9 protein-coding genes and 1 pseudogene are annotated in these 12,979 nt (G+C 72.2%); 9 read left to right on the top strand and 1 reads right to left on the bottom strand.

The genetic code is table 11. From position 1 onward, the window contains the following. Positions 1–4 precede the first annotated feature (4 nt). From KME66_RS25870 to KME66_RS25840, 7 genes and pseudogenes are all read left to right on the top strand, one after another. The gene (locus tag KME66_RS25870) at positions 5–1,552 is read left to right on the top strand and encodes a leucyl aminopeptidase (protein ID WP_216326489.1); all 1,548 of its coding nucleotides are present in this window, start codon (positions 5–7) and stop codon (positions 1,550–1,552) included. A gap of 415 nt (positions 1,553–1,967) precedes the next feature. Beyond that, positions 1,968–3,356 carry a dihydrolipoyl dehydrogenase gene (gene lpdA / locus KME66_RS25865; RefSeq protein ID WP_073218100.1) on the top strand — a complete coding sequence of 463 codons (1,389 nt, stop codon included), beginning with the start codon at positions 1,968–1,970 and terminating at the stop codon, positions 3,354–3,356. A gap of 62 nt (positions 3,357–3,418) precedes the next feature. Continuing rightward, positions 3,419–5,195 (top strand): annotated as a pseudogene (sucB, locus tag KME66_RS25860) (2-oxoglutarate dehydrogenase, E2 component, dihydrolipoamide succinyltransferase). Positions 5,196–5,308: 113 nt separating this feature from the next. Then, positions 5,309–5,932, top strand: a complete 624-nt coding sequence (locus KME66_RS25855; RefSeq protein ID WP_216326486.1) for a GntR family transcriptional regulator — start codon at positions 5,309–5,311, stop codon at positions 5,930–5,932. A 275-nt stretch (positions 5,933–6,207) separates the two neighbouring features. Beyond that, a complete protein-coding gene (gene aceE, locus KME66_RS25850) occupies positions 6,208–8,880 on the top strand; it encodes a pyruvate dehydrogenase (acetyl-transferring), homodimeric type (RefSeq protein ID WP_216326484.1) in 2,673 nt (890 codons plus the stop codon). A 150-nt stretch (positions 8,881–9,030) separates the two neighbouring features. Continuing rightward, positions 9,031–10,014, top strand: a complete 984-nt coding sequence (locus tag KME66_RS25845) for a YafY family protein (protein ID WP_216326481.1) — start codon at positions 9,031–9,033, stop codon at positions 10,012–10,014. 62 nt (positions 10,015–10,076) lie between these two features. After that, the gene (locus KME66_RS25840) at positions 10,077–10,598 is read left to right on the top strand and encodes a DUF4240 domain-containing protein (protein WP_216329630.1); all 522 of its coding nucleotides are present in this window, start codon (positions 10,077–10,079) and stop codon (positions 10,596–10,598) included. A 12-nt stretch (positions 10,599–10,610) separates the two neighbouring features. On the opposite strand, the gene KME66_RS25835 is transcribed toward KME66_RS25840, so the two are convergent. Then, entirely contained in the window at positions 10,611–11,132 is a 522-nt protein-coding gene (locus KME66_RS25835; protein ID WP_073218121.1) for a GNAT family N-acetyltransferase, read from the bottom strand. A gap of 62 nt (positions 11,133–11,194) precedes the next feature. Here KME66_RS25835 and KME66_RS25830 point away from each other — a divergent pair, with 62 nt between their 5' ends. Next, entirely contained in the window at positions 11,195–12,094 is a 900-nt protein-coding gene (locus tag KME66_RS25830) for a TIGR01777 family oxidoreductase (RefSeq protein WP_073218124.1), read from the top strand. 92 nt (positions 12,095–12,186) lie between these two features. After that, positions 12,187–12,921, top strand: coding sequence for an alpha/beta hydrolase (locus KME66_RS25825; protein WP_216326478.1), 735 nt, complete (start codon positions 12,187–12,189; stop codon positions 12,919–12,921). The last annotated feature ends 58 nt before the right edge of the window (positions 12,922–12,979 follow it).

Below are 12,979 nucleotides of genomic sequence, written 5' to 3'. Positions count from 1 at the left end.
CACCGTGACTGCTCTCACTCTCAGCACTGCCGGTGCGGCGACGCTGCGCGCCGACGCACTCGTCGTCGGCGTCGCCAAGGGCGCCAAGGGACCGGTCCTGGCGCCCGGTTCCGAGGCCGTGGACAAGGCGTTCGACGGAAAGCTCGCCGCCGTCCTCGCGACCCTGGGTGCCACCGGTGCCGAGGGCGAACTGACCAAGCTGCCCGCCGCGTCCGGCCTCAAGGCCCCGGTCGTCGTCGCGGTCGGCCTCGGTCCGGTCCCGGACAAGGAGGACGCCTACGACGCCGAGGCGCTGCGCCGCGCGGCGGGCACCGCGGCCCGTGCGCTGTCCGGCTCGAAGAAGGCGGGCTTCGCCCTGCCCGCCGGCTCCGTCGAGGACGCCGCCGCCGTCGCCGAGGGCGCGCTCCTCGGCTCGTACGCCTTCACCGCCTACCAGGGCGGCGAGAACAAGCTGGCACCCAAGGGCGCGAAGGCCAAGGACAGCGGCCCGAAGCAGCCGCTCACCGAGGTGACCCTGCTGGGCGGCAAGCCGCGCGACAAGGGCTACAAGGCGGCCGTCGAGCGCGCCCTGGCCCTGGTCGAGGAGATCAACCGGGCCCGCGACCTGATCAACACCCCGCCGAACGACCTGTACCCCGAGTCCTTCGCCGCCGTGGCCACCGCCGCGGGCAAGGAGCACGGCATCAAGGTCCAGGTCCTCGACGAGAAGGCCCTCGTCAAGGGCGGCTACGGCGGCCTCATCGGCGTCGGCCAGGGCTCCACGCACGGTCCGCGCCTGGTGAAGCTCGCCTACACCCACCCGAAGGCGGAGAAGACCCTGGCCCTCGTGGGCAAGGGCATCACCTACGACTCGGGCGGCATCTCGCTCAAGCCGGCCGGCCACAACGAGACCATGAAGTGCGACATGAGCGGCGCCGCCGCCGTGTTCGCCGCCGTCGTCGCGGCCGCCCGCCTGGGCCTGAAGGTCAACGTCACCGGCTGGCTGGCGCTGGCCGAGAACATGCCCTCCGGCAACGCCACCCGCCCCGGCGACGTGCTGCGCATGTACAGCGGCAAGACCGTCGAGGTCCTCAACACCGACGCCGAGGGCCGGCTCGTCCTGGCGGACGCGCTGACCCGCGCCTCGGAGGAGAAGCCCGACGCGATCGTCGACGTGGCGACCCTGACGGGTGCGATGGTGCTGGCGCTCGGCAACCGCACCTTCGGCATCATGGCCAACGACGACGCCTTCCGTACGTCGATCCACGAGATCGCCGACGAGGTCGGCGAGGCCTCCTGGCCGATGCCGCTCCCCGCCGACCTGCGCAAGGGCATGGACTCCCCCACCGCCGACATCGCCAACATGGGCGAGCGGATGGGCGGCGGCCTGGTCGCCGGCCTGTTCCTCAAGGAGTTCGTGGGCGAGGGCATCGCCTGGGCGCACCTGGACATCGCCGGCCCGGCCTTCCACGAGGGCGCCCCGTACGGCTACACGCCGAAGGGCGGCACCGGCTCCGCGGTCCGCACCCTGGTGCGGCTCGCCGAGCGCACCGCCGACGGCGACCTGGGCTGAGCGATCAGCCGCGTACGGCCCCGGGCATAGGTCCGGGGCCGTATGTGTTGTCCGGGCGTGAGTGTCCGGGACGGGAGCGGCAAGAAGAGACAGGGCCGCGCTCCCGACGGCGGCGAGGTCCACTCCGGGCGGAGACGGGGATGCGCTCCCGGCACGGACGGAGTTTCGCTCTCGACGAACACCGACCGGATCCACCGGTATCTACGCAGCAGTAACCCTCCGGAACGGACGATCATCCGTCCCGGACCAGGGCCCCGCGTCCCGCCCACCGTCGACAAGTGCGAAGATGGGTTCTCGGCAGGACAGGGCCCCCACCACAGGGCCGAAGACAAAAGCGGCCGCACACCAGCCGACCGGCCGGTCACACCCCAGCGACGGGGCCCGGCGTACGGCGCACATGCATGGAGGACGTGACGTGGCGAACGACGCCAGCACCGTTTTCGACCTAGTGATCCTCGGCGGCGGCAGTGGCGGTTACGCCGCGGCCCTGCGCGGAGCGCAGCTGGGCCTGGACGTCGCCCTGATCGAGAAGGGCAAGGTCGGCGGCACCTGCCTGCACAACGGCTGCATCCCCACGAAGGCCCTGCTGCACGCGGGCGAGATCGCGGACCAGGCCCGCGAGTCGGCCCAGTTCGGCGTGAAGGCCACCTTCGAGGGCATCGACATGGAGGCCGTCAACAAGTACAAGGACGACGTGATCGCGGGCCTGTACAAGGGTCTCCAGGGTCTCGTCGCCTCGCGCAAGGTCCACTACATCGAGGGTGAGGGCAAGCTCTCCTCGCCGACCTCGGTGGACGTGAACGGCCAGCGCATCCAGGGCCGCCACGTGCTGCTGGCGACCGGCTCCGTGCCGAAGTCGCTGCCCGGCCTGGAGATCGACGGCAACCGGATCATCTCCTCGGACCACGCGCTGAAGCTCGACCGCGTCCCGAAGTCCGCGATCGTGCTGGGCGGCGGGGTCATCGGCGTCGAGTTCGCCTCGGCGTGGAAGTCCTTCGGCACCGAGGTCACGATCGTCGAGGGCCTCAAGCACCTCGTCCCGGTCGAGGACGAGAACAGCTCCAAGCTTCTTGAGCGCGCGTTCCGCAAGCGCGGCATCAAGTTCAACCTCGGCACCTTCTTCGACAAGGCCGAGTACACGCAGGACGGCGTCCGCGTGACGCTCGCCGACGGCAAGACCTTCGAGGCGGAGATCCTCCTCGTCGCGATCGGCCGCGGCCCGGTCTCGCAGGGCCTCGGCTACGAGGAGCAGGGCGTCGCGATGGACCGCGGCTACGTCCTGGTCGACGAGTACATGCAGACCAACGTCCCGACGATCTCGGCCGTGGGCGACCTCGTCCCCACGCTCCAGCTCGCCCACGTCGGCTTCGCCGAGGGCATCCTGGTGGCGGAGCGCCTGGCCGGTCTCAAGACCGTCCCGGTCGACTACGACGGCGTGCCCAAGGTGACGTACTGCCACCCCGAGGTCGCCTCCGTCGGCATCACCGAGGCGAAGGCCAAGGAGATCTACGGCGCGGACAAGGTCGTCGCCCTCAAGTACAACCTCGCGGGCAACGGCAAGAGCCGGATCCTGAAGACCGCGGGCGAGATCAAGCTCGTCCAGGTCAAGGACGGTGCCGTGGTCGGCGTCCACATGGTGGGCGACCGCATGGGCGAGCAGGTCGGCGAAGCCCAGCTGATCTACAACTGGGAGGCCCTGCCCGCCGAGGTCGCCCAGCTCATCCACGCACACCCGACGCAGAACGAGGCGATGGGCGAGGCTCACCTGGCGCTGGCCGGCAAGCCCCTCCACGCCCACGACTGATCCCCCGGTCCCGGGCGCGACGACCGACCACTTCCGCATTTTCGTAAGGAGCAACTGAAACCATGTCGGTTTCCGTAACCCTTCCGGCGCTCGGCGAGAGCGTCACCGAGGGCACTGTCACCCGTTGGCTGAAGGCCGAGGGCGAGCGCGTCGAGGCCGACGAGCCGCTGCTCGAGGTCTCGACCGACAAGGTCGACACCGAGATCCCGGCCCCCGCGTCCGGCGTTCTGTCGTCCATCAAGGTCGCCGAGGACGAGACCGTCGAGGTCGGCGCCGAGCTGGCCGTCATCGACGACGGCTCGGGCGCTCCGGCCGAGGCCGCGGCCCCCGCCGCCGAGGAGGCCCCGGCCGCCGAGGCTCCGGCGCCCGCCGCCGAGGAGCCGGCCGCCCCGGCCCCCAGGCCGAGGCCCCCGCCGCCTCCGGCGGTTCCGCCGAGGGCACCGACGTCACCCTCCCCGCGCTCGGCGAGAGCGTCACCGAGGGCACCGTCACCCGCTGGCTGAAGGAGGTCGGCGAGGAGGTCGCGGAGGACGAGCCCCTCCTGGAGGTCTCCACGGACAAGGTCGACACCGAGATCCCCGCCCCGGTCGCCGGTGTGCTGCTGGAGATCGTGGTCGGCGAGGACGAGACCGCCGAGGTCGGCGCCAAGCTCGCCGTCATCGGCGCCCCGGGCGCGGCTCCGGCCGCCGCTCCGGCGCAGCCCGCCGCCCCGGCCCAGGAGGCTCCGAAGGCCGAGGCGCCCAAGGCGGAGGCCCCGAAGGCCGAGGCTCCGAAGCAGGAGGCCCCGCGGCTCCGGCCGCGCCCGCTCCGGCTCCGCAGGCCCCGTCGGCTCCCGCGGCTCCGGCTCCGGCTCCGGCGGCACCCGCCCCGGCACAGCCCGCCCCGGCCGCGCCGGCCGCGCCCTCCGGTGACGACGGCGCGTACGTCACGCCGCTGGTCCGCAAGCTCGCGTCCGAGAACAACGTGGACCTGAGCTCGGTCAAGGGCACCGGCGTCGGCGGCCGTATCCGCAAGCAGGACGTCGTCGCCGCCGCGGAGGCCGCCAAGGCCGCCGCCGCTGCCCCGGCGCCCGCCGCCGCTCCGGCCGCCAAGGCGCCGAAGCTGGAGGCCTCCCCGCTGCGCGGTCAGACGGTCAAGATGACCCGGATGCGCAAGGTCATCGGCGACAACATGATGAAGGCCCTGCACTCGCAGGCCCAGCTGACCTCGGTCCTCGAGGTCGACATCACCAAGCTGATGAAGCTGCGCAACCAGGCGAAGGCCGCGTTCGCCGCCCGTGAGGGCGTCAAGCTGTCCCCGATGCCGTTCTTCGTGAAGGCGGCGGCCCAGGCGCTGAAGGCCCACCCGGTCATCAACGCCCGGATCAACGAGGACGAGGGCACCATCACGTACTTCGACGCGGAGAACATCGGCATCGCCGTGGACGCGGAGAAGGGTCTGATGACCCCGGTCATCAAGGGTGCGGGCGACCTGAACATCGCGGGTATCGCCAAGAAGACCGCGGAGCTCGCGGGCAAGGCGCGCGGTGGCGGCCTGACGCCGGACGACATGTCCGGCGCCTCCTTCACCATCAGCAACACCGGTTCGCGCGGCGCCCTGTTCGACACCGTCATCGTGCCGCCGAACCAGGCCGCCATCCTGGGCATCGGCGCGACGGTCCGCCGTCCCGTGGTCATCGACCACCCGGACCTCGGCGAGACCATCGCGGTGCGCGACATGACGTACCTCTCGCTCTCCTACGACCACCGTCTGGTGGACGGCGCGGACGCCGCCCGCTACCTGACCTCGGTCAAGGCGATCCTGGAGGCGGGTGAGTTCGAGGTCGAGCTCGGCCTCTGAACGCCCCGGCTGTAACCAGCCTCACCAGCGGCGCCCCGCCCGGAACCCCTCCGGGCGGGGGCGCCGCCGTATTGTCTAGGACGCAGCACCGGTCTGCCCTGAAGGAGCCCTCCATGACCCCGCCCGTCGTCCACTCGCTGCGCGAACAGATCCGCGAGCACATCGTGGAGGGGATCGTCAGCGGGCGATGGAAGCCGGGTGAGCGGATCGTCGAGCGCCGCATCGCCACCGAGCTGGAGGTCAGCCAGACACCGGTGCGCGAGGCGCTGCGCGAGCTGGAGACGCTCCGGCTGATCGAGTCGGCCCCCAACAAGGGCGTCCGCGTCCGCAGTCTGACCGCCGCCGACCTGGAGGAGAGCTACCCGGTCCGGGCCGGCCTGGAGCAGATCGCGGCCGAGCTGGCGGCCCCCCGCCTCGGCCGGGACTGCTCGGCGCTGGAGCCCCACGTGGCCGCGCTGTACGAGGCGGACCGGCTGGCCGACGGCGAGGCCCAGGTGCGGCACACGGTCGGCTTCCACCGGGAGCTGGTGCGGGCCGCCGGGAACGCGGTGCTGCTGCACACCTGGGAGGGTCTGGGCATCGAGGTGTTCACGGCGCTGTCGATCCGCTGGCTGGGCACGGTGCAGAAGTCGTACGCGGAGGAGCACCAGGCGCTCATCGACGCGTTCCTGGCCGAGGACCCGCAGATCGGGGCCCTGGTGAAGGCCCATGTGCTGGGGTGCGCACCCCGCGCGTAGGGCCCCGAGCGCGTTCGGCCCGGCCGATCATCTGGCGTGCGACCTGCTCTTCCGTGCAGGTCAGCGCCCTTTTTGCGCGCTATTTCGCGTCACTCCGTGCCCTGTTTCGAGGCACCCCATGCCACTTTTCTTGATATCGAGAAGTTTTGCCTTCCACCCTTTGATCGATCATCGATCAGCGCCTTACAGTTCATCTCGCGGGCCCACCGGCCCCATCGCTCTGTCCTGCCAGATAGAGCCTTCTCCACCCCCCTCCTCTCCGGAAGGCGGCGATCATGACCGACCCCGTAGGAAAGCTTCCGAGCGAGCTCGACCAGCTCCCGGACCGTGACCCCGAGGAGACCGCCGAATGGGCGGCCTCCCTCGACGCCGTCACCAAGGCCGCCGGCCCGCATCGCGCCGCGTACCTGATGCGCCGCTCGCTGGAGCACGCCGAGGGTGCCGGTCTCGCGCTGCCCAAGCTGCTGGAGACCGACTACGTCAACACCATCCCCACCGCCGCCGAGCCCGCGTTCGACGGCGACCTGGAGATGGAATCGAAGATCACCGCGTGGAACCGCTGGAACGCGGCCGCGATGGTGACCCGGGGAGCCAGGCACGGGGTCGGCGGCCACATCGCCACCTTCGCCTCGGCCGCCTGGCTCTACGAGACCGGCTTCAACCACTTCTTCCGCGGCAAGGAGGGGGACGGCTCCGGCGACCAGCTCTACATCCAGGGCCACGCCTCCCCCGGCATCTACGCCCGCGCCTTCCTCGACGGGCGGCTCACCGAGCAGCACCTCGACAACTTCCGCCAGGAGTCCGGCGGCGAGGGCCTGCCCTCCTACCCGCACCCGCGGCGGCTGCCCTGGCTGTGGGAGTTCCCCACCGTGTCGATGGGCCTCGGCCCGCTCTCGGCGATCTACCAGGCGCGCTTCAACCGCTATCTGGCCAACCGCAACATCAAGGACACCGCCGGATCGCACGTCTGGGCCTTCCTGGGCGACGGCGAGATGGACGAGCCCGAGTCGACCGCGGCCCTGGCCCTGGCGTCCCGTGAGCAGCTCGACAACCTGACCTTCGTCATCAACTGCAACCTGCAGCGCCTCGACGGCCCGGTCCGCGCCAACTTCCGCGTGGTCCAGGAGCTGGAGGCGCAGTTCCGCGGGGCCGGCTGGAACGTCGTCAAGACGCTCTGGGGCAACGCCTGGGACGAACTGTTCCAGCTGGACACCCAGGGAGCGCTGCTGCGCCGCCTGCGCGAGGTCCCGGACGCGCAGTTCCAGACGTACGCCACCCGCGACGTCGCCTACATCCGCGAGCACTTCTTCGGCGCCGAACCCGCCCTCGTCGAGCTGGCGAAACTGCTCACCGACGCGAAGATCGCCGAGTGCTTCTACACCTCGCGCGGCGGCCACGAGGCCCGCAAGGTCTACGCGGCGTACAAGGCGGCCGTGGAGCACAAGGGTGCTCCGACCGTGATCCTGGCCCAGACGGTCAAGGGCTACACGCTCGGCAAGGGCTTCGAGTCCAAGAACGCCAACCACCAGATGAAGAAGCTGTCGGTCGACGAGTTCAAGGGCATGCGCGAGCTGCTCGGCCTCCCGATCCCCGACAGCGCCTTCCAGGACGGTCTGGTCCCCTACGGCCACCCCGGCGCCGACTCCCCCGAGGTCCGCTATCTCCAGGAGCGCCGCGCCGCGCTCGGCGGTCCGGCCCCGGCCCGCAGGCTGCACGCCTCCGCGCCGCTGCCGCAGCCCGAGGAGCGCGCGTACAAGGCGCTGTACAAGGGGTCCGGCAAGCAGGAGATGGCCACCACCATGGCGTTCGTCCGCCTGGTGAAGGACCTGATGCGGGACAAGGAGACCGGCAAGCGCTGGGTGCCGATCGTCCCGGACGAGGCCCGTACCTTCGGTATGGAGTCGCTGTTCCCGTCGGCCGGGATCTACTCGCCGCTGGGCCAGACGTACGAGCCGGTCGACCGCGACCAGCTGATGTACTACAAGGAGGCCCGGGACGGCCAGATCCTCAACGAGGGGATCACCGAGGCCGGGGCCATGGCCGACTTCATCGCCGCCGCCACGTCGTACGCGACGCACGGCGAGACGATGATCCCGTTCTACATCTTCTACTCGATGTTCGGCTGGCAGCGGACCGGCGACCAGATGTGGCAGCTCGCCGACCAGCTCGGCAAGGGCTTCATCGTCGGCGCCACGGCGGGCCGTACGACCCTGACGGGTGAGGGCCTCCAGCACGCGGACGGCCACTCGCACCTGATCGCGGCCACCAACCCGGCCTCGCTCAACTACGACCCGGCGTTCGCGTACGAGGTGGCGGTGATCGTCAAGGACGGTCTGCGCCGGATGTACGGCCCCGACGCCGAGGACGTCTTCTACTACCTGACGGTCTACAACGAGCCGAAGCCCCAGCCCGCGATGCCCGAGGGCGTCGAGGAGGGCATCGTCAAGGGCCTGTACCGCTTCAAGGAGGGCGCGCCGGCCCCGGCGGACGCGCCGCGTCTCCAGCTGCTGGCCTCCGGTACGGCCATCCACTGGGCCCTGGAGGCCCAGGAGCTGCTGGCCGCCGACTGGGGCGTCACGGCCGACGTCTGGTCCGCCACCTCGTGGGGCGAGCTGCGCCGCGACGCGCTGGCGGCCGACGAGGCGCTGCTGCGCGGTGAGCAGCAGGTGCCGTACGTGACGCAGGCGCTCTCCGGCGCCCCGGGCCCGGTGCTCGCGGTCAGCGACTGGATGCGCCAGGTCCCGGACCAGATCAGCCAGTGGGTGGAGCAGGACTGGTCCTCGCTCGGGACGGACGGTTTCGGCCTCTCCGACACCCGCGAGGCGGCCCGCCGCCACTTCGGCGTCGACGCCCCGTCGATCGTGGTGGCCTCGCTGGCCCAGCTCGCCAAGCGCGGCGAGGTCCCGGCCTCCGCGGTCAAGGAGGCCCGGGAGCGCTACGGGCTCTGATCCCGCTCCCGTACACCCTGCCGAGGGCCCCGGTCACCGGGCGGACGCGTCCGACAGCGCGTCCGCCCGGCGGCCGGGGCCTTCGGCGTTCACGCCTTCCGGCTGCGTTCCCGGCGCGGCGGGTGTCCGCCCTGCCGCCACAATGGGCGCATGCGCGCTGCCCTGCTGATCAAGATGGTGCTGCTTCTGCAGGCCCGCCCCGCGATGACCGCCGCCGAGCTGGCGGCCGAGCTGGAGGTGTCGGAGCGTACGGTCACCCGGGACGCGCAGGCCCTGTCCGACGCGGGCGTCCCGGTGTACGCGGAGCGCGGCCGGACCGGCGGCTACCGGCTCGTCGGCGGCTACCGCACGCGGCTGACCGGTCTCGCCCGGGACGAGGCGGAGGCGCTGTTCCTCTCCGGGCTGCCCGCCGCGCTGCGCGAGATGGGCCTGGAGGACGCGGCGTCGGCCGCGCGCCTCAAGGTGTCGGCGGCGCTCATGCCCTCCCTGCGCGACGCCTCTTCCTCCGCCGCCCGCCGCTTCCACCTGGACGCGCCCTCCTGGTACCACGAGCCTCAGACCCCCGGACTGCTGCCCGCGATCGCCGACGCGGTCTGGGACGACCGGCTGCTGCGGGTCCGCTACCGCCGGGGCGGCGGTAGCGGCCATGCCGGTACGGAGGTGGCGCGGGAGCTCGCTCCGTACGGCCTCGTCCTCAAGGCGGGGATCTGGTATCTCTGCGCCCGTGCGGGCGAGGACTTCCGGGTCTACCGGATCGACCGGTTCACCGCCGTGGAGGCGGCCGGCGAACGCTTCGAGCGGGACGAGGGCTTCGACCTGCCCGGGTTCTGGGCGGAGCGGGCCGCCGGGTTCGCCCGGTCCCTGCTGCGGACGGAGGTGACCGTACGGGTGTCCGAGCGCGGTGGGCGGATGCTCGTGTACGCCGGCGACCGGGCGGCGGCCGCGGCGGCGCTCGCGGCGGCCTCAGAACCCGGCCCGGACGGGTGGCGCACGCTCACACTGCCGGTGGAGTCGCTGGACGTCGCGTACGGCCAGCTGCTGACGCTGGGACCCGAGTTGGAGGTGGTGGCGCCCGAGGAGCTGCGGGCGCGGTTCACCGAAGCGGCCGAACGCCTGCGCGAGTTGTATCGCTGAAAGGCTTCATTTCGGCGTCTGCGCGTGCGGGAGCCTCCCGCAGGCTGGATGCTGGACCCGTGATGGACGAAACGGAATTCTGGGAGATCATCGACAGCACCCGCGAGGCCGCCGACGGCGACCCCGAGGACCACGCCGACCTGCTGGTGGAACGGCTGACGCAGCTCGATCCCGATTCCGTGCTGGACTTCGCCCGGCACTTCGAGGCCCGCTACAACCGCGCCTACGCCTGGGACCTGTGGGGGGCCGCGGCCGTGCTGCTGGGCGGGGCTAGCGACGACGCCTTCGACTGGTTCCGCTGCTGGCTGATCGGCCAGGGCCGGGAGGTGTTCGAGGGGGCGTTGCACGATCCGGACGACCTGGCGGAGCTGCTGGACGACTTCGACGAGGAGATCGACGGCGACGGCGAGGAACTGGGCTACGCGGCCGACGAGGCGTACGAGCAGCTCACCGGGCTGGTCGCGCCGGACCTGGGGCTGCCGCCGCAGCCCGCCGAGCCGCTGGGCTCGCCCGTCGACTTCGAGGACGAGCGAGCGCTCGCCGCCCGCTTCCCCGAGCTGTGGGACCGCTTCGGGCCGCGCTGAGCCGGAGCTCCGTCAGGCGGGGCCGAGCGAGCGGCCCATGCAGACGTCGTCGACGTACTCCCCGTTCAGGAAGAACTCCCCGGGCAGCACCCCTTCGACGGCGAAGCCCTCGGAGGCGTAGAGCGCGCGGGCCGGGGTGTTGTGGCCGAGCACCCGCAACGTGATCCGGTTGGCGCCCTGGCGGCGGGCCTCGGCGAACGCGGCCCGCAGCAGGGTCCGCCCCACTCCGGCCCCGCGCGCCCAGGCCGCCACGGCGAGGCCCCGTATCTGGCGGACGTGGGCGTTGGCGGCGAGCGGGGTGGGCGGGACGAGACGGATGTACCCGGCGACGGCCACCCGACCGTCCGCGGTCTCCGCCTCCGCCACGAGGACGTCCTCGGGCACGTGCCCCTCGTCGAAGAAGGGCTCGTACGGCGGCACCGGCCGCGGCAGGACCGCGTGCAGCGTGGACCAGGTGGACCGGTCGAGTTCGGCGAGTGTGGCGTCGTCGGCGAGGACGGCGGGGCGGACGGGGCGGAGTGCGGGGGCGGCCATGAGGTCACTGTGTCATGGAGTGTTCCCGGTGTTCGAAGCGTTTCCTGGGGCAGGATGGGCCCATGCCGAGCTCCCGTATCGCTGTCAGCGGATCGTCCGGACTCATCGGAGCGGCGCTGGTGCGCTCGCTGCGCGCCGACGGGCACGAGGTGGCCCGCCTGGTGCGCCGTCCCGCCAGAACCGGCGACGAGGTCGAGTGGGACCCCCGGCGGGGTTACGTGGACGTGGCCGGCCTCGTCGGCTGCGACGCGATCGTGCACCTGGCCGGTGCCGGAGTGGGCGACCACCGCTGGACCGAGGCCTACAAGCGGGAGATCCGCGACAGCCGGGTCCTGGGGACCGCCGCCGTCGCCGAGGCCGTCGCCTCGCTCGACACCCCGCCCCGCGTCCTGCTCTCCGGGTCCGCCATCGGCTTCTACGGCGACACCGGGAGCTCCCCGGTGGACGAGGGCGCACCGCCCGGGGACGGGTTCCTGCCGTCGGTCTGCGAGGAGTGGGAGGCGGCCACCGCCGCCGCCGAGGAGGCGGGGGTGCGCACGGTCCACGCCCGGACCGGGCTGGTCGTCGCGCGCGAGGGCGGTGCCTGGGGGCGGCTCTTCCCGCTGTTCAAGGCGGGTCTCGGCGGGAAGCTGGGCAACGGCCGCCAGTACTGGAGCTTCATCGCCCTGCACGACCACGTCGCGGCGCTGCGCCACATCCTGGACACACCGTCGCTGACCGGCCCGGTGAACCTGACCGGGCCACGGCCGGTCACCAACGCCGAGGTGACCGCGGCGATGGGCCGGGTCCTGCGCCGTCCCACCCTGTTCCCCGCGCCGGCGCCCGCGCTCAAGCTCGTGCTCGGGGAGTTCGCCCAGGACGTGCTGGGCAGCCAGCGGGTGATCCCGGCGAAGCTGCTGGACTCCGGCTTCTCGTTCGCCTTCCCCGACATCGACGGGGCGATCCGCGCCGCGCTGCGCTGAACCGGCCGCCCGGCCGCCGGCATCGCACCTGTGGGGCGATCTGCACCTAAAGTGCCGATTGGCGGCATTTATCCGGACCGAGGTGGGATGTCATGGGCGACTACGTCCTGGTCCATGGGGCCATGCACGGCGGATGGTGCTGGCGCTTCGTGCGCGACCTGCTCTCCCGGGCCGGTCACCGGGTGTTCACGCCCAGCCTGACCGGGCAGGGCGAGCACCGTCACCTTCTCACCCCGGACGTCGGCGTCGCCACGCACGTGCAGGACGTGGCCGGCCTCCTCCACTACGAGGATCTCGACGCGGCGCACCTGGTCCTGCACAGCTACGCCGGCGTCCTGGCGGGTCCGGTGGCCGAGCGGGCGGCCGGGCGCATCGCCTCGGTCACCTTCCTCGGGGCGTTCGTGGTCCGGCCCGGCGAGTGCCTGCTGGACGTCGAGCCGCCCGCGACGGCGGACCGGTACCGCGCCCTGGCCGCCGCGGAGGGCGAGGGCTGGTATCTGCCGGCCGACGCCTCCTTCCTCACCCAGTGGGGCATCACGGACGAGGCGCTGAGGGCCTGGGCTGCGCCCCGGCTCACCGACTTCCCGCTGCGCTGCCAGACGGACGCCGTCGACTTCGATCCCGGCCCGCTCGCCGGGCTTCCGACGGCCTACGTGGAGCACACCCGGCCGCCGCTGCCCGGCCTCGGACCGTCGCTGGACAGGGCGCGGGCCCACGGCTGGGACATCCGCTCCGTCCCGGCCGGCCACGACATGATGCTCGAAGCTCCCGAGGCCACCGCGCGTCTGCTGACCCGCGTCACCGAGCGCGGGGAACCCGGGCCGTAGGGGGCACGGGCTCCCGGTGTGCGACCCCGTGCCCCGGTGCTCCCCGGCGCGCGTCTGA

Origin of the sequence: Streptomyces sp. YPW6, assembly GCF_018866325.1 — a bacterium.
In the GTDB taxonomy this organism is placed as follows: Bacteria; Actinomycetota; Actinomycetes; order Streptomycetales; family Streptomycetaceae; genus Streptomyces.
Note: the sequence above shows the minus strand (reverse complement) of the source record. Positions and strands in the feature narration are given on the sequence as shown.

Bases quoted from the DNA above. Each gene is read 5' to 3' on its own strand.
- aceE (WP_216326484.1), top strand. From the start codon at position 6,208: ATGACCGACCCCGTAGGAAAGCTTCCGAGCGAGCTCGACCAGCTCCCG.
- KME66_RS25835 (WP_073218121.1), bottom strand. From the start codon at position 11,132: ATGGCCGCCCCCGCACTCCGCCCCGTCCGCCCCGCCGTCCTCGCCGAC.
- KME66_RS25845 (WP_216326481.1), top strand. From the start codon at position 9,031: ATGCGCGCTGCCCTGCTGATCAAGATGGTGCTGCTTCTGCAGGCCCGC.
- KME66_RS25840 (WP_216329630.1), top strand. From the start codon at position 10,077: ATGGACGAAACGGAATTCTGGGAGATCATCGACAGCACCCGCGAGGCC.
- KME66_RS25855 (WP_216326486.1), top strand. From the start codon at position 5,309: ATGACCCCGCCCGTCGTCCACTCGCTGCGCGAACAGATCCGCGAGCAC.
- KME66_RS25825 (WP_216326478.1), top strand. From the start codon at position 12,187: ATGGGCGACTACGTCCTGGTCCATGGGGCCATGCACGGCGGATGGTGC.
- KME66_RS25830 (WP_073218124.1), top strand. From the start codon at position 11,195: ATGCCGAGCTCCCGTATCGCTGTCAGCGGATCGTCCGGACTCATCGGA.